Genomic DNA, 26,183 nt, shown 5'->3' on the forward strand with positions numbered 1-26,183 from the left:
ATCAAATACAGCTAATCATTAATATCTTCAAATTCCTCCATAAAACTGTGTTTTACTCCATCTTTCTCCCAACCCAAAACAGAATCTATATTTACGTTTTGAGCTGCCTTAAAAATAGATTTTTCAACATTATCAAAGTTATCTGTAAGACTTGAAATTAGCTCCTTTATTTCATATCTCTTATTTCCAGATTTTTTAGATGTAACAGTACAAGCACAATCAAGTGGTTCTATACCTGTATATCTAACAAATCTCTTTATATATTCCTCTCTAATATAATAAAGAGGTCTTATAATTTGCATTTCTCCACTCTTTGATGACTTTATCTTTGGAAGCATAGTCTTAAAGTTTCCAGAACATAAAATATTCATCATAGTTGTTTCAATAACATCGTCGTAGTGATGTCCCAGTGCTAATTTATTACATCCTAGCTCCTCGGCCTTATTGTATAAAGCACCTCTTCTCATCCTTGCGCACATATAACAAGGATTATCTCTAGCTATTTCATCAGTTATTCTAAAAATACCAGACTCAAATATTTCAACAGGAATATTTAAATACTTGCAAAGTTCTTCAAGCTTAACCCTTATATCATCTCTATATCCAGGATCCATAGCTAAAAATACTAACTCAAAATCTATATTAGAATACTTTTTAAGTTCTTGAAACATCTTTGCCATTAGCAAGCTATCTTTTCCACCAGATATCGCTACAGCAATTCTATCTCCATCACTTATTAATTTATAATCATTTATAGCCTTTAAAAACTTTGACCATATATGCTTCTTATATCTTTTTACAATACATCTTTCTATCTCTTCAAGTGGTCTGACCTGTAAATTGTCAGTTGCCGTCATACTTTTCTCCTCAACTTTCTATGAAAATCTTCATTATAATATAATACCACAAAATAAATCATTTAGTTATCACTTCTATCAAATTTCATAATATAGTAGAAAATTGTAATATTTTCTTTAGAAATTCTTTTATATTATTACAATTTTTTAATAAAAAATGCCAACCGTTTGATTAATTTATCATACGGTTGGCATAGTGTACAAAATTTTAAATTTAATTATTCAGTTTATTTTCTTACTACTCCAGATTTTATAGCAGCTTTTTTTACGGCTTCAGCTACGTTTTTAGCTACATTCTTATCAAATGCCATTGGTAGTATATTCTCTGTATTTAATTCATTTTCAGAAACAGAGTTTGCTATTGCATATGCAGCTGCAACCTTCATTTCTTCATTAATGTCAGTTGCTCTTACATCTAATGCACCTCTGAATATTCCTGGGAATGCTAATACATTGTTTATCTGGTTAGGGAAGTCTGATCTTCCTGTTCCAACTATAAATGCTCCACCTTCTTTAGCCTCATCAGGCATTATTTCAGGTGTAGGATTCGCCATTGCCATTATAACAGGTTTATCTCCCATAGTCTTAACCATCTCTTTTGTAAGCATTCCTGGTCTTGAAACACCTACAAAAACATCCTTGCCTTTTATAACGTCTTTTAATAGACCTTTTTCTTTATTTTTATTTGTAACTCTAGCCATTTCAAGCTGAGCTTCATTTATACCTTCATAATCCTCTGTTATAGCTCCAAATCTATCACAAAGTATTACATTCTTTACATTCATATTTAGAAGCATTTTTGCTATTGCTATTCCTGCAGAACCAGCTCCATTTATAACAACTTCTAAATCTTCTATATTTTTACCTTCTATTAACTTAGTTGCGTTTATAATCGCTGCAGATACAACTATCGCTGTACCATGCTGGTCATCGTGGAATACTGGTATATCTAGCTCTTCTTTTAATCTTCTTTCTATTTCAAAACATCTTGGAGCTGATATATCTTCTAAGTTTATTCCACCAAATACAGGCGCAATATTTTTAACTGTTCTAACTATATCATCTACATCATTAGTATCTAAACATATTGGAAATGCCTCAACCCCAGCAAATTCCTTAAATAATATGGCTTTTCCTTCCATAACAGGTATCCCCGCAGAAGCACCTATATCTCCAAGTCCTAAAACTGCACTACCATCGCTTACTATTGCAACCATATTTCCTTTTAATGTATATTTATAAACATCGTCTGGATTTTCATGTATTTTAACACAAGGTGCAGCTACACCTGGAGTATATGCTATTGATAAATCATCTCTATCCTTAACAGCTATCTTACTAGACATCTGTACTTTTCCCCTGTTTTTTTCATGTAGTTCTAATGATAATGCTGAAAAATCTTTTTTCATAAATTTATTTCTTCCTTCCTCGTAGATATTATTTCCTTCAGAATCTATGGCTACAGTTAGCTTTAAGTTCTCTACTTTAAGTTTTCTAACAGCCTCTGCACCTAAATCATCATACGCTATTACTTCACATTCCTTTATAGAATCAGATATATATGCACCTGCACCGCCGATAGCAGCTAGATAGACTGCCTTATATTTTTTCATACCTTCTACTACCTTCTCAGATCTCTTTCCTTTTCCAATCATAACCTTTAATCCTCTTTCAAGTAGAGGTACAGTTAAGTCATCCATTCTATAGCTAGTAGTAGGTCCAGCAGATCCTATTACTTCTCCTGGTTTTGATGGTGTAGGGCCAACATAATATATACCTTGTCCTTCTGGGTTAAATGGAAGCTCTTCCCCATTTTCAATAGCATTTATAAATCTTTTGTGTGCAGCATCTCTACCTGTGTAAATAACTCCTCTTAATTCAACCATTTCGCCTACTTTTAAATCTAAAATATCTTCAGTAGATACAGGCATTACTAATTTTTTCATCTAAATCCCCCCTATATTATAGCTTTCTTATGTCTTGATGCGTGGCAATTTACATTTACCGCAACTGGAAGTCCAGCTATATGGGTAGGATATGTTTCTATATTTACCCCTAGAGAAGTTGTACTTCCTCCAAATCCCTGAGGTCCTATTCCCAAATTATTTATTTCTTCTAGTATTTCTTTTTCTAATTTCGCAATACTTTCGTCTTCATTATGCTGACCTAACTCTCTAAATAGAGCTTTTTTGGCTATTTCACAGCATTTATCCATAGTTCCACCTATCCCAACTCCAATAACAGTTGGTGGGCATGGATTTGGACCAGCTTGAGATACTGTTTCTACAACAAATTTCTTTATACCCTCAATACCATCAGAAGGTTTTAACATTTTAAGAGCACTCATATTCTCGCTACCAAATCCCTTTGCTGCAAATTCTATTTCTATCCTATCTCCCTTTATAAAATCGTAATGTATAACAGCGGGAGTATTATCTTTAGTATTAACTCTATCAATAGGAGAAACTACAGATTTTCTTAAATATCCTTCAGCATACCCTTCAGATACACCTCTATTTATAGCTTCTGTCAATGTTTCTCCTTCTACTATTACATCTTGCCCCACTTTAACAAAAAATACAGCCATACCTGTATCCTGGCAAATAGGAATATTTTTCTGCTCTGCTTTGTCAGCATTTTCAAGTAAAATATTTAAAATATTTTTACCTGTTTCACTTTTTTCTGTTTCTATACTTTTTTTAATCCGATTTTTCACATCGTCTCCTAAAAATATAGCAGCCTCAATACACATATCCTTTACGGCATCTGTTATAACTCTTGAGTCTATTTTTCTCATTTTATCCCTTCTTTCAGAAATTAACGCTGGTAAACTATAATCTCTATCTCTTCTTTATTTTAGCTTTTTATTTTATTATATCGATAAACTCACAACCAACAACTTTTTCCAAATCTTTTGGAGCAAGTTCTACCTGATATCCTATTTTTCCTGCACTTACAATCATTGTTTCAAGTTCTAATGCCGTATCATTTACAAATGTTTTATACTGTTTTTTCATACCTATAGGAGAACATCCCCCTCTTATATATCCAGTAACCTTATTTATGTCCTTAACATGAATCATTTCTATATTCTTTTCTTTAGCTGCTTTTGCCGCTTTTTTCATATCTAAAGATTCAGCTACAGATATAACAAATACAAAAAATTCCTTGCTATGCCCCTGGGCAACTAAAGTCTTGTATACTTCTTTCTCATCTCTTCCTATACTATGTGCAACTGTGACACCATCTACATGATCTTTATCCACAGGATAAGTAAGTTCTTTATGGTCTATTTTATTAGAATCTAATATTCTCATAGCATTAGTTTTTACTGTCTTAGCTTTTGCCATTTTAATAATCACCCTTTATCTTCTCTTTTTTCTAGCTTTAGAATTTCCACTAGATTTTCTATTATTATCTCTTCCTCTATTCGATTTTCCTTTTGAATTATTTTCTTTTCCTCTTGAAGAAGATTTTCCACCTTTAGAATTTTTACCTTTTCCTCCAGAGTTTCCTCTTTCTTCGTAGCTCCAATCACCTTTTCTTGGTTTTATTAAACAATTTCTGCCGTATCCGATTAAATCCTCTCTATGAGCCTTTACAAGTGCTTCATGTACTAAGTCATAATTTTTGGGATTTGAGAACTGAAGAAGAGCTCTCTGCATAGCTTTTTCATGTCTATCTTTTGGAATATACACAGTTTTCATATCCATTGGATTAAGTCCTGTATAGTACATTGCTGTAGAAAGAGTCCCTGGTGTTGGGTAGAAATCCTGTACCTGTTCTGGCTGATAATGTGTATCTCTAAGGAATTCTGCCAATTCTATAGCATCATCTAGTTCACATCCTGGGTGACTAGACATTAAATATGGTATTAAGTACTGTTTTAATCCTAATTTTTCATTTATATCAAAGAATTTCTTTCTAAAACTGTTGTAAGTTTTTCCAGCTGGTTTCTGCATATAATCAAGTACTCTTTCAGAAATATGTTCTGGAGCAACCTTCAGCTGTCCACTTACATGATATTTTATAAGTTCATTTAAGAACTTATCATTTTTTTCTGCCATAACAAAATCATATCTTATACCAGATCTTACAAATACCTTTTTAACACCTTCAATACTTCTAACTTTTCTAAGTAAGTCTATATAGTCACTGTGGTCTGCATTAAGATTTTTACATGGTGATGGATATAAACACTGTCTATGTTTACAAGTACCATGCTTTAACTGCTTCTTGCATGCTGGCTCTCTAAAATCTGCAGTAGGTCCACCGACATCGTGAATATAACCTTTAAAGTCAGGCATTTTTGTCATTTCTTTTGCTTCTCTTATTATAGATTCTTTACTTCTACTCTGAATCATTCTTCCCTGATGGAACGTTATCGCACAGAACGAACAACTTCCAAAGCACCCTCTATTGCTGACTATACTAAATTTGACTTCATTTATAGCTGGTATTCCTCCATCTTTTTCATATATAGGATGATAATTCTTTTGATATGGAAGGTCATACACCCTATCTAGCTCTTCTCTAGTAAGAGGTCTTTCAGGTACATTTTGAACTAAGAACTTATCACCATGTTGCTGAATTATAATTTTCCCTCTTATAGGATCCTGCTCCTCGTACTGAACTTTAAATGCCTCTGCATACTTTCTCTTATCCGCAATAGTTTCCTCATGAGAAGGTATTACAACATAATCTCCATATATTTCATCTAATGAGTCAGCTAAATAGCAAGTTCCATTTATATGTCTTATATACTTAGGATCAAACCCATCATTTAAAGCATCTGCAACCTCTACTATTTGCTTTTCACTCATTCCATAAACTAATAAATCAGCTCCACTATCTACTAGTATAGAATTTCTAACTCTATCATTCCAATAGTCATAGTGAGAAAATCTTCTTAAACTAGCTTCTATTCCACCGATTACAACTGGAATATCTCCATAAATCTCTCTAATTTTATTACAATAAACTATTACAGCTCTATCTGGTCTTTTGCCCATTTTTCCACCAGGAGAATATAAATCTTTATCTCTTCTCCTTTTACTTACAGAATAGTGGTTTACCATAGAGTCCATATTACCCGAGTTTACTAAAAATCCAAGTCTTGGTCTTCCAAATTTCATGAAATCGTCGTTCTTTTTCCAATCTGGCTGCGATATTATACCTATCTTGTAACCCGCATCTTCTAATACCCTAGATATAATAGCTGTTCCAAAACTGTGGTGGTCTACATACGCATCCCCTGTAACAAGTGCAAAGTCTACCTCTTCCCAACCTCTTTCTAGCATATCTTCTCTACATATTGGTAAAAACTTATTTTCCACCATATCACCTCCTATTTCTTATCGTGTTTCTTTTTATCCTTAATATCTGGAATTTCTATTTCTTTAACATCATCCGAATCTTCAAACCATTCTTCCTCAGAGAAAAAGCTTCCGTCTGTAATTTTATCCACATCCATTTTCATATACTTACCATGAGCTGTAGCAGCAATTTCTCCACTTTCAAGAATTATCTCTCCAGTTCCTTCAAATAATCTTCTATTTTCTTTATCTATTCTTCCTATTACATAAATTGTTTCATCTGTAGGCACTGGCTTTTTATATTTTAATTCTAAAGATACTGTAACTCCCCATACATCTTCATTTCCTATACTAACAGCTCTACCTATTGTCTCATCAAGTAATGCCGCAGATATTCCTCCATGAACTCTTCCTGGATAGCTCTGGTGCTCATTTAATGTATGACATACACACAGTAATTCTCCATTTTCTAATTCATAAAAACTAGATTTTAAACCCAAGTCATTTTGATTACCACATACTATACATTTTCTTCCTATATTCTGTTTCTTTAAAACTTTATACTTCAAAAAAATCATCTCCACGTCAATTAAAATGTAATTGCATTCATTGAAATACTCATAACAACAAAAACAATTCCTATTACTCTAATCATAAACACAATTGTGTATTCTATTATACCTTCACTAAATTTCTTTTTAAGTCTAAATATTTCCTCTGGATATACAAAAAGTATTACCCCTATAAATGTCATTACTAACGGTATAATAACTATATTCTGCGCATTCATAATATTCATTTCTCTAGAATGATACATTATTGCAGATTCTATAAATCTATATTCAAACGGAACCTTACTATCATATTTAAAATTGTACTCTAATTCTCCACTATCCTTAGAAATTGAAACAGCTGAATTCAAAAGCTCATTATGTAGTCTATCGTCCATTACAAACTTATTTCCATTAAATAGCTTCATAACTACTGTATTTTTTGAATCGTTAGTACTTATATAAGTTGCGACCTGATTTCCATCTTTTTTTAACTCATAATCGCTATTATATCTCCCTGTTAAGTACATCTCCTCATCTTCCATTTCATCCACTACTTTTCTAGTTTCAGTTAATTCGTAAATTGTTCCATCCTCACATTTAATCTTAGATGTATTATCCTGTGTCCCCATATATCTATATGTTTTTCCATCTATTGAAAAAGATTCATAAGAAATATATTCTTTACTTATGAAGAATATATTTATCATCACTGTAACAAGGATTATTATAGAAAATACTTTTTCTTTCCCTATTTTTCTCAAAACCTTCTCAAGCATTATTTCACTCCTGCACCACTATATGTCACTATCTAAAAGTCTATCCCAAAAAATTCCACAATCTGATCTTCCCAATAATTTATAACTAATTCTTCAGGGAATTCTAATTCATTTATAAGTTTCTCACAGTTATCAAATTTACCGATTGAATAGCATATATGCGAATCTGATCCAAATATAACTCTTGTATTATATTTTTTACAGTACTCAAACATTTCTGCATAATTTTTATCAGCACCCTTTCTTGAACTAGTAGGATTTAATGATGTATTATTTACTTCTAATAGAATATTTTTTTCAGCTGCTTTTTTTACAACTGCTTCGTAGTCTATTGGATATCTATCATCATCTGGATGTCCTATTATTTTCACAAATGGATTTTCCATAACATTTAAAAGAGCTCTTGTATTTTCTTCTTTAGTCCCTGGAACTATACATGGATTATGTAAACTAGCTATTGCATAATCTAATTTTTTTAAATCATAATCTGATATATCTATTCTTCCATTAAAATCTAATATATTCGCCTCTATACCTCTTAATATTTTCACAATTCCAATTTGTCTAGGTATCACCTTTAAATTGTGGAAGAAATACTCATGAGGTCCACCTGGCATCTTTACTCCATGCTCAGATAGCCCTAAAAATTTAAGACCTACCTCATTTGCTTCATCTATATTTTCTTTAACTGTACTATATGCATGTCCACCAAAAACCGTATGAGTATGCATATCTATTATAGCTTTTTTCATAAATCATTTTCCTCCTATAAAAGAAGGCCGCCTTAATCCTGTATCGGGATACAAAGCAGCCTTATCATCTCTCCAAATGCAGAATCCTGCATATTTTAATATTTATTTTTAGTCTTATAAACCACTCGATTTGTTAGTAATTATTATTCAACATCTAAATCTTTAAATTTATCTTTGAATAATTCTCCAAGACTTCCTAGTGAGTCTTCAACTTCAAGATATTCACTTATATCTTCTTCTGGTTCTCTTTCAGCTTCTACTTTAGAAACTTTCATTCTTCTATTTTTGTAACTGAATTCGATTACTTTAACTTTTATTTCATCTCCTTCATTAACTACATTCTGAACTTTAAGAACTCTATCTTCACTAAGTTCGCTTATTGGTAAGTAAGCTTCTACAGATTCTCTAACTTTAACAAATGCTCCACTTTCTATTATTCTTAATACTTCAACATTTATTATATCTCCAACAGATATTTCTTCAGAAGCTATTTTCCAAGGATCGTTGTTTATATCTTTTAATGCTAAACCGAATTTTCTATTTTCCTGATCTATATTAAGAACATAAACTTCTACTTCCTGTCCTTCTGTTACGAAATCTTCTACATTTTCTACTCTGTCCCAAGAAAGATTATTTCTGTGAACTAAACCTTCTATTCCACCGATATCAACAAATGCTCCGTACTGCATTATTTTAGTTACTTTACCTTCTTTTTTCTGTCCAACTTCAAGGGCATCAAACATAGCTTCTTTTTCAGCTTTTACTCTAGCTCTTTCTGCAGCTTTTTCTTCTCTTATTCTTGCTCTTTCTGCTTCTCTTTCAGCTTTTATTCTAGCATTTCTTTCTGCTCTTTCTTTATCTAATCTTTCCTGAAGTACTTCTCTTCTTGAAGCTACAGCTCTATTTCTTCTAGCATCAAGTTCTTTAACATATACTTCTAAAGATTTTCCTACATAGTTTTTAGTATCCTGAACGAATTTAGTATCTAACTGAGATATTGGTATAAATAATTCCTGTGTTTTGTAAGTAGCAAATATACCTCTATCTATAGCTTTTGTTCCAACTAATGTTAATATTGTGTGGTTTTCTAAAGCTTCTTTTAATTCAGCATAGTCTAATTTGCTATCAGCTTTTAATTTAGATATTGTTACAGTAGTATCTTTCTGTCTTACGTTAGTTATAACACCAGTTATTTCGTCACCAACTTTGTAAGCTTCGTCTGCATATTTTCCTTTTTCTAAGTTTAATTCTGATACTGGAACTACACCTTCAAATCCAGCACAGTCTTCTAGTTCTAATTTTATTTCTTCGTTATCTATTGATGTTACTTTTCCAGTTATAGTCGCACCTATCTGTATTTTTTTCATTTCCTGATCCTGAAGATCAAGCATTTCCTGCATAGTTAATTCTGCCATTTTTGAAACTCCCTTTCAAGTAAAATTTTCATATTTAATATTATACCATTTTTTTATTACATTCTGTTGATTTTTTATTATATTATTAGATTTTAATCTGTATTTTTTATCAATACATTTTATATTGTAAAAACATATAGTATTTACTTAGCTTTACATTCACTTAAATTCTTTTTATAGAAATTATAGAAACATATAGCTGTAGATGTAACTGCAAGTATATCCGCTATTGGTTCTGCTAATAGTACCGCAAATAATTTATCTTCCATAAATGTAGGTAGTATAAATATTAATGGTATTAAAAGTATTATTTTTCTAAGCATAGCCAATATTAATGATATTTTTGCTTTTCCAAGTGCTAAGAAAGTCTGCTGACACGCTATCTGAATACCAAACACTAACATTCCTACAAAGTATATTCTCATAGCCCAACTTGTAAATTCTATTAACTGTGGATCTGAGTTGAATATTTTTACAAAGAATGCTGGGAACATTAAACAAGCTGATGTCGCAACTAGTGTAAATGCTAAACAACTTATTAGACAAAGTTTAAATGATTTTCTAACCCTATCAAAGTTTTTAGCACCATAGTTATATGATGTTATTGGCTGTGCTCCCTGAGTTATTCCAAGTATTGGTAGTGTTATCATCTGCATTATACTACTCATAACTGTCATAGCTGCTACTGCTATATCTCCACCGTACATCTGTAGTTTTGTATTTAAAGAAATTAAAACTAAACTTTCTGTAGACTGCATTATAAATGGAGATACACCTAATGCCATCATTCCACCTACTATCTTAGGATTTATTCTAACGTTTTTCATTCTTATTCTAAGGATAGTTTTTTTACCAGCAAGGAATACTAATACCCATATTGCTGATATTCCCTGAGATATTATAGTAGCTAGTGCTGCCCCTTTTACTCCCATACCAAGTCCAAATATTAATATTGGATCTAGTACTATATTAAGAACAGCTCCTATTGCCACAGTTATCATACCTGTTTTTGCGAATCCTTGAGTTGTTATAAATGGGTTTAATCCAAGTGCTATCATAACAAATATAGTTCCTGATAAATATATTTGTATGTAGTCAACTGCATAAGATATTGTGTTATTACTTGCTCCAAACATCCATAATATAGGCTCTTTATAAACCTGGAATATACAAGTAATTAAAATAGCTAAAACAGCTAATGCAGCAACAGCATTACCCATTATTTTTTCAGCTCCATCGTTGTCCTTTTCTCCCATTTTTATAGCTGCAAGTGGTCCACCACCCATACCTATAAGCGCTGCAAATGCACTTATTAATGTTATAATTGGGAATGAAAGTCCTACCCCAGCCATTGCAACGCCACCATTTGCCATTCTTCCTATAAACATTCTATCTACTATGTTGTATAGAACATTTACAAGCTGTGCAACTATGGCAGGAGCAGCCAATTTAAATAACAATTTACCGACACTGCCGGTTTCTAATTCATTCTGATTGTTTTCAGTCGCCATTTTTTCACCTTTCTCCTTTTTTAGATAACCTTATATTTTTTATATTATTGTATTTTTACACTCAATTCGTCTAATCTAATTTATTAGACACTAAAATAATCTAACTTTTATGATAACATATTACAGATTATTATAAAAGTATATAATAGATTTAATCTATATAATCAAATAATGTTATCTCTTCAAAAGCTTCCTTTTCTAAATTAGATACAGTAACACCAAATAGTCTTATCGTTTTGCTAGTATCCTAAACATGTGTCAATAACTCAGCCGCATAAAATCTAATATCATCATAATTTCTTATATAATCATTTACACTAAGACTCCTTGTTATAGTTTTAAAATCTTCAAATTTTATCTTTAGAGTTATTGTTTTTGCTACCTTATCCTCTTTTGCCATTCTTTCCGCAACTTCTTCACAAAGCTCATCTAAAATCATAACAGTTTCTGCATCATCTATGTTCTTATTTTCTATAAGAGTAGTTTCTGCACCTATAGATTTTCTTATTCTTGTAGGATTTACTGGTCTATTGTCTATTCCCCTAGCAAAATTGTATAACTCTAATCCTCTATTTTTGAATATTTTTTCTAATTTTTCTAGACTAGTATTTCTCAAATCGTATCCTGTATTTATACCATTATTTTTTAGAACTCTTTCTGTTACCTTTCCAACTCCAAAGAATTTTTTAACTGGAAGTGTATCCAAAAACTCTTGTACATTGTCCTCTGTTATAACAGTTAATCCATTTGGCTTTTGATAATCCGATGCTAATTTTGCAACAAATTTATTGTACGATACACCAGCAGATGCGGTAAGCCCAGTTTCTCTTTTTATATCTTCTTTTATCAATTTTGCTATTATTGTTGCACTTTTTATTTTTTTCTTATTTTCAGTTACATCTAAAAACGCCTCATCTAAAGACAATGGCTCTACTAAATCAGTATATCTATGAAATATATTTCTTATTTGATTTGATACTTCCTTGTACACATAAAATCTTGGTCTTACAAACACTGCATAAGGACACCTGATATACGCTTCTTTACATGGCATAGCAGAATGAATTCCATATTTTCTAGCTTCATAGGAGCACGTCGAAACCACTCCTCTACCATGAGGAGAACCTCCAACTACAAGTGGCTTTCCTTTAAGAGAAGGGTTATCTCTTTGCTCTATAGAGGCGTAAAATGCATCCATATCTATATGAATAATTTTTCTTTTTTTCATCTCTTATCACCTTTTAAAATTAATCTTCTATTAAAATATAATACTAAAATTAAAACAATGATACAAGGAAATACAAAACAAATGTTCTGTTATTTTTAAATAAATTTTCCATAAAAAAACTGCTACAAACATTCGTAGCAGTTTAATATTTCTATTTAAGTTTTAAATTATATATAGTATAGATTCTGTGATGCGAATTCTGGATCGCAAGTTACATCTATTCCTATCTTTTTAAGTGTCTGTTCATCATCTTTAGTCATCATTACTGTTGAATGAGCCTGACATCCTTTTAATTCAGATATTTTTCCAAGAGCATAAGCTGCACTAGGATTTGTTACCGCACATATACTTAATGCTTCTAATACTTCCTGACAACTTAAAGAATTATTTTTACTAGATAATATCTGAGATTTTAATTCTACTATTGGATCAAGTATTGTTCTTGATATTAAATGCATTTCATCAGGTATATTTCCTAAATATTTTATAGCATTTAATATTAATGCAGCAGATGCATTCATTAAATCAGAACCACGTCCTGTAAGTATTGTTCCATCTTCTAATTCTATAGCCATTACTGGACACATATCGTTTTTATCTTCGCATTTTTCTTTTAATACACTACTGTATTCTCTAGCTGGATTAACAACTTTTCTATCTTCAGGTTTTAAGTCTAGTTCTTCCATTATAAACTTCATTCTCTGTAGTGCAGCTTTATCAACCTGTCCTTTTTTGTAGTCACAAGCTGTGTTGAAGTATCTTCTTATTATTTCCTGTATAGATGCTTCTTTAACTACATCATCATCTACTATTCCAAATCCAACTCTATTTACGCCCATATCAGTTGGAGACTGGAACATAGATTCTTTTCCAGTTATTTTTTCTATTATCTTTTTAAGAACTGGGAATAACTCTAAATCTCTATTGTAGTTTACTGCCATTTCACCGTATTTTTCAAGGTGGAATGAGTCTATCATATTAACGTCCTTTAAATCTACAGTAGCTGCTTCGTAAGCTATATTTAGAGGATGTTTTAGTGGTACATTCCAAACTGGGAATGTTTCAAATTTTGAATATCCAACTTCATTTCCTCTTTTATTTTCATGATATAACTGACTTAAACAAGTTCCTAATTTACCACTGTTTGGTCCTGGAGCAGTCATAACTACTATAGGTTTTGTAGTTTCTATGTATGGATTAGCTCCAAATCCTTCTTCACTTACTATAGTATCTACATCAGAAGGGTATCCCTTTGTAGGTGCATGTTTATATACTTTTATTCCTCTTTTTTCTAATTTATTTATAAATACTGTAGTTGCTGGCTGTCCTTCGTATCTAGTTATTACAACACTGTTTACATCTAAGTCGTAAGATCTTAAATCATCTATTAATCTAAGAACTTCCATATCATAAGTAGTACCGAAGTCACCTCTTACTTTATTTCTTTCTATATCACCAGCATACACACATATAACTACTTCCACAGAATCTTTCATATAGCTTAAAACTTTTATTTTAGCATTTTCGTCGAATCCTGGAAGAACTCTCTTCGCATGTAAATCCGCTATTAACTTTCCACCAAATTCAAGATATAATTTATCAAAATTATTTACTCTCTCTAATATATATTTTGATTGTTCCTTTAAATATTTCTCATGATCAAAACCAATTTTCATATAAAGCACCTCTCATTCTTTCACCAAATATTTTGTTCGTACATTTACCATTCAAGTTTATATTATACAATTTAAAAATTTACATTTCAACATACATTTATTATTTCCCTAAGCTTTATTCAATACAATCTATATATATTATAGATATTAAAATTTGACATTGTTTTCTTATTTAAATTTTTATACCCCAAACAGTCATTTTTTTAATAATTAAATTTGATTTTTTTATGAATTGAGCAAAAAATTTATTTCCCAGAAAATATTTTTATTAAACTTAAAATAATCTACCAAATCATTGTTAATATAAAGTATTCGGACCAAGGTATAATTACAAATAAAAAAGATGCGAAATTAATCGCATCTTTTTTATATTTTCTATAAATTTCTTTCTAAATCTATATCTTCGTATTCTTCTAATACTTCATTAGACAATACTGTTTTAATACTAGACTGTGAATTCTTTTTATCAAATGCTGGTTTTGCTTTTGGCATAGATATGAATTTACCTGCACCATTTATACATCCGCCTTCACACATCATTCCTTCTATAAAGTTTCCTCCAGCTTTATTAACCTTAGAAAGCGTTAATACTTTCTTAGCTTCTTTTCCACCAGATACTTTAACAGGTTTAAAGTCTACATCGACACCTTTATCTGCTATATAGTTTTCTATAGCTTTTGTAAGACCTCCTGCTGCACCAAACCCTCTACCGAATATAGATGCACCATCTGTATCCTCATTCTGACATTTTGCTAGGTGTATATCAAATCCTTCAAATAAAGCCATTAATTCTTCAAATGTAAGTACATAATCAATAGCACCAGCTACATCTTTTCTAAAAGCTTCTTTTTTCTTAGCTGTACATGGCCCTATAAATACTACTACAGAATCTGGATCCATATTTTTTATGTATCTTCCTGTTGCTATCATAGGTGATACTGTATGAGATATTTTATCAGCCATATCTGGGAACATTATATCTATATATGATACAAATCCTGGACAACATGAGTTTGTCATTATACTCGCACCATCTTCCATTCTTTCAACAAATTCATTTGCTTCATGAACCGTAACAGCATCTGCTCCACAGGCAGCTTCGTACATATCTTTAAAACCTAGTGATTTTATAGCATTTTTTACCTGACCATAAGTTATTATAGCTGGCACCTGACCTGTTATAGCTGGTGCAACTATAGCATATATATTTTTTTCTTTCTTTTCTAATAGTCTTGCTACTGGTGCTATAAGGCTTCTATCTGATATAGCTCCAAATGGACATGCTGACATACATGCACCACAGTTTACACATTTTTCTTCATGTATTATCGCTTTTGAAGTATCTTTATTTATATCAAGTGCCCCTGTAGGACATACTGACTTACAAGGTCTAATCATTTCAGAAATTGCATCGTACTGACATGCTTTTTTACAAGCTCCACAAGATTTACATTTATCCTGATCTATATATGCTCTACCATTTATATATGATATCGCTCCAAACTTACAAGATTCTTTACATCTATGAGCAAGACAACCTCTACATAAATCAGTTACTGTAAAATCATTTATCGGACAGCTATCGCAAGCTGCTTCTAATACGTAAATTATCTGTTCCCCATCTTTTATGTTTATTTTTTCTGTATTTACTTTTTTATTTTCACCATTTGGATTTAAGTCTAATGCGATTCTAGCTCTTTCAGCTACAACTTCTCTTTCCTTATATACACAACATCTGTATCTAGCCTTATCCCCCTGGATTATTTTATAAGGTATTTTATCTAATTCCTTCTTTGTTATGTTGTTTTCTCTCGCTAGTTTTACTACTTCTACTAATACCTCATGTTTAAGTTTTTTTAATTGCGTTTCAAATTGAAGCATTAATATACACCCCTTTTTTAACTTTATTTTCACAACTCTGAATTTTATTATATCACATTGTGAATATAATTGTCATTTTTTTATCAATTTCTTTATATTTTTAACATTTTAAATAACACTTAAAACTAGCTTTTTCTTATTTTATCTATAAATTATTATACAGTTTTCATACCTGTATATCTTTCTTTATTTTTTATAGCTAAATCAGTTTTATATGATATATTTACTGTAAATCCAATAAATAACATTACTATACACTCTGCAACCAACTGACTTGCCCATATTCCATTCACCCCAAATTTAGCTGAAAATACAAATAAAACTATTGGTAAAATCACAACTGATCTTAAAAGACCCATTATATTTGAGTATATTGTTTTTTCTATAGCTTGATAATAAATTGTCCTAGTTAAGTTAATTCCCAAGAATATATACGCTGCATTAGTTAAATTAAGTCCTATAACAGCCATATCTATTACCTCAGGTGAACTAGAGAATATTCCAGCTATAAATCTACCACATCCTGCATAAACTAATGTAACCGCAGCTGATACAAATATGCACATCTTTATAGTCATATTGTAGAATGTAAGCATATTTTCCTTGTTTTCTGTTCCAAAGTTATAGCTTATTAAAGGCTGAACACCCATAGTTATTCCCAATACTATATTGTATATATTAGATGTAGCATAGTTTATTATTGCATATGCTGCTATTCCACTTTCCCCAACTGTATTTGATAGTGAAATATTGTGGAAGAATATTATAACAGAAAATGCAGCTTCTGCTAAGAAAGATGGGAATCCTATCTTCATAGCTTCTACAAATGCTGATATACCTATATTTGTCTTTCCAAATGAAAGTTGACCATGTTTAAATATAAAGTGTGGTAGCATCATCATAAGTGCAATACTGTTTCCTATACCTGTCGCAATAGCTGCACTCTTCACACCTTGATCAAGTACAAATATAAATACATAGTTTAATATAATATTTATCACTGTAGCTGTCATACTTGCAAACATAGCTAACCTAGGTGCATTGTCATTTCTTAAAAAGCTTCCAAAAACAACCATAAGCACACTTGAAATACAGAATAAAGAGTAATATCTCAAATACTCAGCCGCTATAGGAACCAATCTTCCTTTTGCTCCTAGAAGTACTACTATTGCCTCAGAAAATACAACACATATTACACTAATTGCAATACTCATGACTATCAATGATTTTATAACCTGTCTAAATATGTTTACAGCCTTATCAGAATCTCCCTCTCCAAAATTCTTAGAAACTAACGATCCTCCCCCAACAGCTGCCATATTAGATATTCCTATAAAAATCATTATAACTGGTATAACTATATTTACTCCAGCTATCGCATCATCTCCTACACCTATTCCTAAAAACATACCATCAAGAACTGTATTAAATGATGCTACAAACATCGCCAACGCAGATGGAACTGTAAGTGATAAAAATTTTTTCTTCATTTCTCTCCTCCATAATATAAAACCTTTTTAACATACATATACTTCCTCCAACTTATTCCAAAAACAATCTATGCATGTTCTTTACAAAAGAAAAAGAATATCCGAAACGGATATTCTTTTCCACGACTTGTATTATATACCATTTTTATTTTTTAATCTACAATAAAATCAAAAATCTCAAACTAATTTTCTTTTGCATCTTCCATTACTTCTTTTATACCTTTAAATGTACCTAATAATCCAACAGTATCTGATGGAAGAACAAGTTTAGCTGATTCACTCTGACCTAATTTTTCTAGGGCTTCCATAGATTTTAATGCAAGCATATTGTCATCTATATCGGCTTCTTTCATAGCTTTAAATACTAAAGCTAAACCTTCTGCTGTAGCTTCCTGACTTCTTCTTATCATTTCAGCTTCTCCAGTTGCTCTAGCTATTGCAGTTTCTCTTATAGCTTCTGCTTCCCCTTCTGCTACTAATATAGCTGACTGTTTCTTACCTTCTGCTTCTCTTATCATAGCTTCTTTCTTAGCTTCTGCTCTAAGTATAGCTGACTGTTTTTCACCTTCTGCCTGAAGGATAGATGCAGATTTATTACCTTCTGCCTGAAGTATTGCTTCTCTTCTTTCACGTTCAGCTCTCATCTGTTTTTCCATTGCAACCTGTATATCATGAGGAGGCATTATATTTTTAAGTTCTACTCGATTTACTTTTATACCCCATTTATCAGTAGCTTCATCTAATATAGTTCTCATCTTAGCATTGATTATATCTCTTGAAGTAAGAGTTTCATCAAGGTCTAATTCACCTATTATATTTCTTAAAGTAGTAGCTGTTAAATTTTCTATAGCTGATATAGGATTAGCTATTTCGAATACATACTTAACCGGATCAGTTACCTTATAATAAACTACTGTATCTATCTGCATAGTAACATTGTCCTTTGTGATAACTGGCTGTGGTGGGAAATCAACAACTAATTCTCTAAGGTCTATAATATACGCCATTCTATCTATAAATGGTACTAAGAAGTGAACTCCTGTTTTAGCTTCTTTTCTAAATTTTCCAAGTCTCATTATAATACCGACTTTTGACTGTTTTATAACCTTTACACAAGAAAGAGCTATAAGTACAACAGCTACAATTAGTACTAAATTTATTATCGTTTTTACTACTCCTGTCATAATGACACCTCCATTAATCTATTCCTTTTATATGTTTTTAGATAATCTAAAATACAAACTACTTAGTTACAACTAACTTAACACCATCTATTCTAACTACTTTTACTTTTTCACCCTTTTTATAAGTTACTTCTTTTTCAGACACAGCTGTCCATTTTTCCCCTTCTAAATTTACTATCCCATATGCAATATTTGATACATCTTTTTCCACAATAGCATATTTTCCAATAAGGGCATCTATATTAGTATTAGAAATATAGCTTTCGTCTTTTTTTACCATTAATTTTGTAGCTATAAAAAGCATTATACTTGAACTAACTCCAAATATTACTACCTGCATAGGAATACTTTCAATATAAGTAGTTAAAAACATAGTGGCTAATGCTCCAAAACTAAACCAGATTAATGTAAGTCCCGCTGTAAACATCTCTCCTATTCCAAATATAACGGCAACCGCTAACCAAACTAGCTTTATATTTATTCCTAAAAGCATATATACTCCCTCCTTTCAAGAATTATACTTTTTTTAATTGCTTTATCGTTTTCTTTTTTCTTATTATAGTACATATTTTGTTTTCAATGATTACAAAAAAGTATCAAATTTTTCTAATTTTAATTAATTTTTTCAATTTTGTAATTTTTTCTTCTCGATTTACAACTTTATTTACAATATTTCAAATTCTTTCATTATATACGGAATTTTTTCTATAATATCAGTAGCATTAACAGTGTATTTTTCTTCAGCTATTTTGTCACCGATATATCCATGTAAATAAGCACCTACTACAGCTGCTTCAAATAAATTCATTCTTTGTCCTGCTAACGATGTTATTATACCTGTTAGGCAATCTCCCATTCCACCATTTGCCATGGCACTATTTCCAGTCATATTTATATATGTAGTATATCCATCTGTTATAACTGTTCTATTTCCTTTTAAAAGTACTATTGATTTAAGGTTTCTAGCTGCTTCCTTAGCTGCATCTATCCTATTTTCATTTATATACTCCATAGAAAATCCTGTTATTCTTGATAATTCTGCTGGATGTGGAGTGATTAAAGTCTCAACATTACTATTTTTTAAAATATCTTTATTGTTTTTTAAGCTGTTTATTCCATCTGCATCTATAATCACAGGACATTTTACTATTTTTAAAATCTCCTCTAATATATTTAAAGTTGTTTTATTATCTCCCATACCAGGACCAATTCCTATAGCATTACTATTTTCAATAAGCTTTTTCACTCGTTCCTCTTCAGAATAGTTTACTGTCATAGCCTCCGTAAAAACTGTGCATAGTTTTTCTTGAACATCTTCATCACTTATAAGAGTAACCAGTCCACTTCCAGTTTTTACTGCTGATTCAGTCGCAATCTTGGCTGCTCCATAAAAACCTCTACTTCCTGCCACTATGCTAACTCTTCCAAAATTTCCTTTATGTGCGTTTTTATCCTTTTTATTTATAAATCTTGCAATTTCACTTTTATCCATTATAAATTCACCATTATGAAATTTATCTTTTATAAATTTAGGTACTCCTATTTCTTCTACAACAATCTCTCCTGTATATTCATCTGACCTATAGTTTAAAAATCCCCTTTTATAAAATTCGAAACTTATAGTTTTATATGCTTTTACAGCAATGCCTCTTATTTCACCTATATCGCTATCTAATCCAGATGATATATCTATAGCATATGTTTTTTTAGAAAATCTATTAATTAAATCTATAGCCTCTGCAAAAATTCCTCCAACATCTCTCTTTAAACCAGTTCCAAATATAGCATCTACACAAGCATCTGAATTTTTTAAAGCTTCTTCTAGATCTATCCTATTTTTATCATCTAAAAATCTAAGATTTACACCCATATTCTCAAGAATTTTAAAATTAATTAAAGAGCACTCAGTCAATTTTTCTTTTTTTCCAACCAAAAATACTTCTACTTTCTTTCCTATTACAGAAAGTTTTCTAGCTATTCCAAGTCCATCTCCACCATTATTCCCAACTCCACATACAAGCGTATAAGAGTTATTTTCATCTATATCTAAATTTTTAATCGCTGAATTTACAGCATTTTCCATCATTACAATTAATGGAATTTCAAGCTCTGTTACACACGCATTATCCATATTTTTAGTAAGATTAGAAGTTCCTACTAACATCAAAATCACCAATCTTTCTATTTTATTTTTTTATATTCTACTTCTCAAGGATATTTTAACATTTTTCTTTAATTATTTTAATAATTCTAATTAATCATCATCTTCTTCATCGTCATCATTATTCTCGCTATTATAATCATTATCGTCACTATCATCGTCATCATCAGTGTTATTTCTACTTGAATCTTTTTCTTTTATCTCTTCTCTATCGTTGTCGTCATCTTTATAATCATTTACAGAATTATTGTTTTTACTGTTATTTGAGCGTGCTTTATTTTTATAATAGTCCTCTATCTCGTCTATATCATCATCGTCATCATCTTCATAACCTTCGCTTCTATCCTCTAGCTCATCTAGTATCTCCTCTCTCAAATAAGCATATTTACCGTCTTTTAACATTTGGTTAAGCTTATCTATTGTCATACCTTCAATATCGTCCTCTTCTATCATCTGCATCGCTGCATATTCACCCATTGAAATTTCAGTATTTTTATTCTGCTGTATCTTATTTTTAGCTACTCTTATATACATAATATTTAAACCTTTAAACTTCTGGCTTATCAATTTTTTTATTTCTTTTTCGTAAGCTATATCGTCAGCACCTTCAAAACAAAGTGCTACCAATACTCTTCCATTTTTATTATTTTTAGAATCTTGTTTTATCTGTTTATAAAGCTGATCTAAGACTACAGCAAAGTCGTCATCATCTGATATATTCAAGTTTCCGTTTATTAATGATGCAGAATTTACTTTTTTATTTTTATCAAGATTTAGCTCTAAACTACTTCCATTTTCATCAAATGATACAGTAGCATAAGACTTAGGAGATGATGTATATATCACAGTCCCCACAATAATAGCTATTGTTGCAGCTACTGTTACCAATCTTTTATAAACTGTACTCATCTTCTTTTTATTTCTTTCCTTTTTTTCATTGAAATCTATAACATTAGATTTTTCCTGATTTTCTTCCTTTTCAGTATCTACAATACTACTTTCATCAGCATTATATAAATCTTCTTCTAAGAAATATATCTTGTCACCGACATTCATTCCTTCTTTATTTTTTATTCTTAAAAATTCTGATTCGTTGGTAACAACTATCGAATATTCGTCCTTAATCTCTATAATAATTCCTTTATATAGCATAATTATCTCCCCTTCTTTATCCACAGTTTTAAATTTCTATATCCTCTAAAGAGTATAATTATAACTGTTATAATAAACAACTTGCTCTTTCTAATCACTTTTTCGCTTACATCAAACCTATCAGACATATTTTTTATAGGTAATCTCTTTTTCATAAACATGAAATCTGTTATATCTTTTTCTTTACTAGATTTTTCAGATATGTCTATTGCTTTTTCTCTAGTATCTTTATGCTTTGGAGCCTCATTTACAAGTTCTTCAAAACCAAATCCAAATTCCTCTATTTCTTCTTTTAATTGATTTATCTCGTTTATAGTAAACTCTCTATTCAAATCCTCTTTGTCGTGATCTTCTAAATTCTCTACTAAGTCAGTTCCCTTTTCTTTATATTCTTCTATAGATTTATTTTTACTGTACTTGTTCTCTTTTTCAAAGAAATTTTTCAATCTGCTCTCGATTACTAACCTAGAAAAAGCATAAAAATCTCCTTTTTCTTCTTTGTATTTTTCTATAGCTTCTACAAAAGCTATCATACCTATGCTGTATTCGTCATCATTTTCTATAGACACATACCTTCCTGTGAATTTACTTATACAAGAAATTATAAATGGTATATGTTTTTCTATAAATTCTTCGCTTACCCGAATTTCCTTTGTTTTTATATTTTCCATATAATCCTACCTTCTCTATTCCAAAAATAATTTCTAAACAAAATATTTTAATAAATTTTCTATTTTTCTTTTTATTATATAATACAATAAATTTTCAGAATTTAGGTAAGTTTTATATTACAAATAAAATCAAATTATATAAATTTTTCCATCAAATTTTAAATTTTTTTAACATCGCTAAACACTAGTATTTTCAATGTTTATATTTTCTATTTTTATCAATAAAATATATCAAATTTTCTAAAAACTTCAAAAAATTTTAAATTTTATTGTTGACAGAAAAAAATCTCTGAGCTACAATAGGAACCATAGAAAATGAACTACAAAATTTTCAGAAAAATATTTTAAATTTTTAATTATTAAACGAAGAAGAATTATTAAGGAAAAGGAGAGAACGTTATGAAGACTTTAAAGAATAAACAGAGACGATTTTATTATAGCCACTATTAGATCGGTTTGTATCGATTCGATGCGAATAGGTACAGGCCGTTGGGATTTTTACGACTGTATCTATGTTGGCTAAGTTTCGATTTGTTTGTTTTGTAAAGTTTTTATAAAATATATCGGCCACATAGAGCGAATACTATGTGGCTTTTTTTAATATATTTATATATAAATTATTTTTATATGAATATTTAGGCCGCATAGAAATCTAAACTATGCGGCCTTTATTTTTACAATTTTTTACTTTGAAAGTTTAGTTATTAAAAATAAAAATCAAAAAAGTTTTTAAAAGGAGTGTTTAAATTTATGATTTCAGTAGTTACACAAAGTTTAATTTTAGCAATTATGGCGATTGGGGTATACATTACCTTCAAAATACTAGACTTCCCAGATATGACAGCAGATGGAAGTTACACAATGGGAGCTGCAATATCAGCAGCAGCACTTGCGGGAGGATTAAATCCACTAGTTGGAGTTTTACTTGCAGTAGTTGGAGGAGCTTTAGCAGGAATGGTTACAGGTCTTCTTCACATAAAAGTAAAAATCTCAAATCTATTATCAGGAATACTAACAATGGGGATGCTTTACTCAATAAATCTTAGAATAATGGGAAAATCAAATATACCACTATTCACATTCCCTAATCTATTCAAAGGTAATATACCTCCAGTAGTAATAGCACTTATATTCGTATTAATAGCAAAAATATTACTTGATCTATTCTTAAAAACAGGACTTGGATACACATTAAAAGGTGTTGGAGATAATGAACAGATGATAAAATCACTTGGAATAAACATAGGAAATATAAAAATATTAGGACTTATGATATCAAATGCTTTAATAGCATTATCTGGTGCTCTAATGGCACAGTTCCAAGGATTTGCAGACGTAACAATGGGAATTGGTACCCTAGTACTTGGTATAGCATCAATAATAATCGGACTTACATTATTCAAAAAAATCAGAGCTGTAAAAGCTACAACAGCAATACTAATAGGTGCTTTCATCTACCAGTTCACTATCTACTTCGCACTAAACTTAGGAATGCTTTCTACAGATTTAAAACTTATAAGCTCACTTGTAATCGTTACATTCTTAGCAGTTGGTAATCTTCAGTTAAAAAAGAAAGCTGAAAGTAAATAAAAATATAAATAAACAAAAGAAAAAAATATGTAACAAAATAAATCAAATAATAAAATACAGAATAATCAATATTTTCAAATATTTATATCACTAAAAGGAGAGATAAAAATGCTACAGCTAAAAAAAATAACTAAAACCTTCCCAAATCCATGTGGAGATGATAATACAGTTTTAAACAAACTTTCAATAGATATACCAGACGGAGAATTTGTATGCATCGTAGGAAGTAATGGTACTGGTAAATCCACTTTATTAAATATAATCTCTGGATTATTAAAAGAAACATCAGGACAGATTTTATTAGATGGAACAGATATTAGTAATCTTCCTGAACACAAAAAAACTCAGGTAATCAGTAGAGTTTTCCAAAATCCTAGCTTAGGAACTTGCCCTTCAATGACAGTTAGAGAAAATCTTTCTCTAGCATTAAATAAAGGGAAACTTTTAAATCTTAGAAAATGTCTAAGACATACAGATGATACACTTGAATCTTTATTAGAAGGTATATCACTTGATTTAAAAAAATTCCTTGATACACAGGTTCAGTTCTTATCTGGTGGACAAAGACAGTCATTATCGCTAATAATGTCTTGTCTAGCAGATCCAAAGGTACTACTACTTGACGAACATACAGCAGCACTAGATCCAAAAACATCAAATGAAGTAATAGCTCTTACTAACGACATAGTTAGAAAGAAAAACATAACTACACTTATGGTTACTCATAATCTTAAACACGCTCTAGAATACGGAGATAGACTTGTTATGCTACACAAAGGAGAAATTGTAATGGATGTTACTGGCGAAGATAAAAAAAATATGACTGTTGAAGATATTTTAGAAAAATTCGAATACGCTGTATAACAAAATTTACCAGACTCAAATATTATTAAAAAACTAAAAAAATACCAACCAAACCAAACTAAAAAATACTAAAAATCGGAGGACACTATTATGAAAATTAACAAGAAATTAATCGCACTTATAACTACAGGAATTTTATCAATTTCAATGCTTACTGGCTGTTCAAGTGGAGGTGAATCTACTTCTTCGGACTCAGTTAAGAAAGTAGGTATAACCCAGCTTGTAGAACATCCATCTCTTGATCAGACTAAAGAAGGATTCATAAAAGCATTAGAAGACAATGGTTATAAAGACGGAGAAAATGTAGAAATAGACTATCAAAATGCTCAAAATGATAACCCCACTTCTCAGACAATTGCTAGTAATTTCGTAAATGACAAAAAAGATTTAATCTATGCAATATCTACTCCATCAGCTCAAGCTGCATTCAATGCAACACAAGATATTCCGGTATTATTCACAGCTGTAACAGATCCAGTAGAGGCAGGCCTTGTAAAATCTTTAGATAACAAAGACGGAGGAAATGTATCAGGTACTTCTGACTTCTTATCAATAGACAAAACTATGTCTTTAGTTGAAAAATTAACTCCACAGGCTAAAAAAATAGCTGTAATATATTCTACAAGTGAAGTTAATTCTAAAGTTCAGGTTGATTCTTTAAAAGAATATGCTAAAACTAAAGGCTGGGAAGTAATAGAAAAAGGAATCAGTGCATCTTCAGAAGTAAATCAGGCTATAACTTCAGTTGTAGGAAAAGCAGATGTTCTTTACGTTCCAACAGACAACCTAGTTGTATCTTCAATGCCTATAATAGCTAAAGTTGCAAATGAAAATAAATTACCTATAATCGCATCTGATGAAGGTTCTGTAACATCTGGAGCTCTTGCTTGTGGTGGTGTTGACTACTATCAGTTAGGATACAAAACTGGTGAAATGGCAGTTCAGATATTAAAAGGTGAAAAACAGCCTTCTGACCTAGCTGTAGAAACTATGGACGAACCAGTTATAACTATGAATGAAGACACTATGAAAACTTTAGGTATAGAAAAACCAGCTGATATTGACGTAAAACTTGTTAAAACAGAAAATTAGATTTTCAAAATATA

General features: G+C 30.7%; 22 protein-coding genes and 1 pseudogene. 3 read left to right on the forward strand and 20 right to left on the reverse strand.

Going from position 1 to position 26,183, the window contains the following annotated elements; translation table 11 throughout:
- Nucleotides 1-11 precede the first annotated feature (11 nt).
- The 20 genes and pseudogenes from KGNDJEFE_RS08795 to KGNDJEFE_RS08885 all read right to left on the reverse strand — a co-directional run bounded on the left by KGNDJEFE_RS08795 (nt 12) and on the right by KGNDJEFE_RS08885 (nt 22,623).
- Nucleotides 12-857: a tRNA 2-thiocytidine(32) synthetase TtcA gene (locus KGNDJEFE_RS08795; RefSeq protein WP_006439069.1), complete on the reverse strand. Its 846-nt coding sequence runs from the start codon at nt 855-857 to the stop codon at nt 12-14.
- Between the two features lie 227 nt (nt 858-1,084).
- Entirely contained in the window at nt 1,085-2,266 is a 1,182-nt protein-coding gene (locus tag KGNDJEFE_RS08800; RefSeq protein WP_040410271.1) for an NAD(P)-dependent malic enzyme, read from the reverse strand.
- Nucleotides 2,261-2,803: pseudogene (locus KGNDJEFE_RS11975) on the reverse strand (Fe-S-containing hydro-lyase); the annotation flags it as partial. The pseudogene KGNDJEFE_RS11975 and the gene KGNDJEFE_RS08800, both read right to left, overlap by 6 nt.
- Before the next feature lie 11 nt (nt 2,804-2,814).
- Nucleotides 2,815-3,654 carry a fumarate hydratase gene (locus tag KGNDJEFE_RS08805; protein WP_006439067.1) on the reverse strand — a complete coding sequence of 280 codons (840 nt, stop codon included), beginning with the start codon at nt 3,652-3,654 and terminating at the stop codon, nt 2,815-2,817.
- A gap of 67 nt (nt 3,655-3,721) precedes the next feature.
- A complete protein-coding gene (ybaK, locus tag KGNDJEFE_RS08810) occupies nt 3,722-4,207 on the reverse strand; it encodes a Cys-tRNA(Pro) deacylase (protein WP_006439066.1) in 486 nt (161 codons plus the stop codon).
- Between the two features lie 15 nt (nt 4,208-4,222).
- Complete coding sequence (locus KGNDJEFE_RS08815) at nt 4,223-6,193, reverse strand: YgiQ family radical SAM protein (protein WP_148881836.1); 1,971 nt, start codon at nt 6,191-6,193, stop codon at nt 4,223-4,225.
- A gap of 11 nt (nt 6,194-6,204) precedes the next feature.
- Nucleotides 6,205-6,750 carry a PaaI family thioesterase gene (locus KGNDJEFE_RS08820; protein WP_006439064.1) on the reverse strand — a complete coding sequence of 182 codons (546 nt, stop codon included), beginning with the start codon at nt 6,748-6,750 and terminating at the stop codon, nt 6,205-6,207.
- An 11-nt stretch (nt 6,751-6,761) separates the two neighbouring features.
- Nucleotides 6,762-7,502 (reverse strand): hypothetical protein, encoded by a 741-nt coding sequence (locus tag KGNDJEFE_RS08825; RefSeq protein WP_006439063.1) that lies wholly within the window; start codon nt 7,500-7,502, stop codon nt 6,762-6,764.
- A 32-nt stretch (nt 7,503-7,534) separates the two neighbouring features.
- Nucleotides 7,535-8,254 carry a phosphatase gene (locus KGNDJEFE_RS08830; RefSeq protein ID WP_006439062.1) on the reverse strand — a complete coding sequence of 240 codons (720 nt, stop codon included), beginning with the start codon at nt 8,252-8,254 and terminating at the stop codon, nt 7,535-7,537.
- Between the two features lie 143 nt (nt 8,255-8,397).
- Complete coding sequence (locus tag KGNDJEFE_RS08835; RefSeq protein ID WP_006439061.1) at nt 8,398-9,669, reverse strand: 30S ribosomal protein S1; 1,272 nt, start codon at nt 9,667-9,669, stop codon at nt 8,398-8,400.
- A 143-nt stretch (nt 9,670-9,812) separates the two neighbouring features.
- Entirely contained in the window at nt 9,813-11,180 is a 1,368-nt protein-coding gene (locus KGNDJEFE_RS08840) for an MATE family efflux transporter (protein ID WP_006439060.1), read from the reverse strand.
- A 247-nt stretch (nt 11,181-11,427) separates the two neighbouring features.
- Nucleotides 11,428-12,408 (reverse strand): DNA polymerase IV, encoded by a 981-nt coding sequence (gene dinB / locus KGNDJEFE_RS08845; RefSeq protein ID WP_006439059.1) that lies wholly within the window; start codon nt 12,406-12,408, stop codon nt 11,428-11,430.
- 167 nt (nt 12,409-12,575) lie between these two features.
- Entirely contained in the window at nt 12,576-14,084 is a 1,509-nt protein-coding gene (locus KGNDJEFE_RS08850) for a DUF1846 domain-containing protein (RefSeq protein WP_006439058.1), read from the reverse strand.
- A gap of 375 nt (nt 14,085-14,459) precedes the next feature.
- On the reverse strand, nt 14,460-15,965 hold the full coding sequence (locus KGNDJEFE_RS08855; RefSeq protein ID WP_006439057.1) for a 4Fe-4S dicluster domain-containing protein: 1,506 nt from the start codon (nt 15,963-15,965) through the stop codon (nt 14,460-14,462).
- Between the two features lie 155 nt (nt 15,966-16,120).
- Entirely contained in the window at nt 16,121-17,455 is a 1,335-nt protein-coding gene (locus KGNDJEFE_RS08860) for an MATE family efflux transporter (RefSeq protein WP_006439056.1), read from the reverse strand.
- A gap of 182 nt (nt 17,456-17,637) precedes the next feature.
- The gene (locus KGNDJEFE_RS08865; protein ID WP_006439055.1) at nt 17,638-18,639 is read right to left on the reverse strand and encodes an SPFH domain-containing protein; all 1,002 of its coding nucleotides are present in this window, start codon (nt 18,637-18,639) and stop codon (nt 17,638-17,640) included.
- Between the two features lie 58 nt (nt 18,640-18,697).
- Nucleotides 18,698-19,132 (reverse strand): NfeD family protein, encoded by a 435-nt coding sequence (locus KGNDJEFE_RS08870; protein WP_006439054.1) that lies wholly within the window; start codon nt 19,130-19,132, stop codon nt 18,698-18,700.
- Between the two features lie 171 nt (nt 19,133-19,303).
- Nucleotides 19,304-20,803, reverse strand: coding sequence for a bifunctional ADP-dependent NAD(P)H-hydrate dehydratase/NAD(P)H-hydrate epimerase (locus KGNDJEFE_RS08875; protein ID WP_006439053.1), 1,500 nt, complete (start codon nt 20,801-20,803; stop codon nt 19,304-19,306).
- Between the two features lie 90 nt (nt 20,804-20,893).
- Nucleotides 20,894-21,952, reverse strand: a complete 1,059-nt coding sequence (locus KGNDJEFE_RS08880; protein WP_040410195.1) for an anti-sigma factor domain-containing protein — start codon at nt 21,950-21,952, stop codon at nt 20,894-20,896.
- Nucleotides 21,953-21,954: 2 nt separating this feature from the next.
- Nucleotides 21,955-22,623 carry a sigma factor gene (locus tag KGNDJEFE_RS08885; protein WP_006439051.1) on the reverse strand — a complete coding sequence of 223 codons (669 nt, stop codon included), beginning with the start codon at nt 22,621-22,623 and terminating at the stop codon, nt 21,955-21,957.
- Nucleotides 22,624-23,373: 750 nt separating this feature from the next.
- On the opposite strand from KGNDJEFE_RS08885, the gene KGNDJEFE_RS08890 reads away from it, so the two are divergent.
- The 3 genes from KGNDJEFE_RS08890 (at nt 23,374) to KGNDJEFE_RS08900 (ending at nt 26,169) form a co-directional block, all read left to right on the forward strand.
- Complete coding sequence (locus KGNDJEFE_RS08890) at nt 23,374-24,213, forward strand: ABC transporter permease (RefSeq protein WP_006439050.1); 840 nt, start codon at nt 23,374-23,376, stop codon at nt 24,211-24,213.
- Between the two features lie 108 nt (nt 24,214-24,321).
- A complete protein-coding gene (locus KGNDJEFE_RS08895) occupies nt 24,322-25,077 on the forward strand; it encodes an ABC transporter ATP-binding protein (protein WP_006439049.1) in 756 nt (251 codons plus the stop codon).
- Between the two features lie 90 nt (nt 25,078-25,167).
- Entirely contained in the window at nt 25,168-26,169 is a 1,002-nt protein-coding gene (locus KGNDJEFE_RS08900; protein WP_006439048.1) for an ABC transporter substrate-binding protein, read from the forward strand.
- The last annotated feature ends 14 nt before the right edge of the window (nt 26,170-26,183 follow it).

The organism is Peptacetobacter hiranonis (assembly GCF_008151785.1).
Classification (GTDB): Bacteria; Bacillota; Clostridia; order Peptostreptococcales; family Peptostreptococcaceae; genus Peptacetobacter; species Peptacetobacter hiranonis.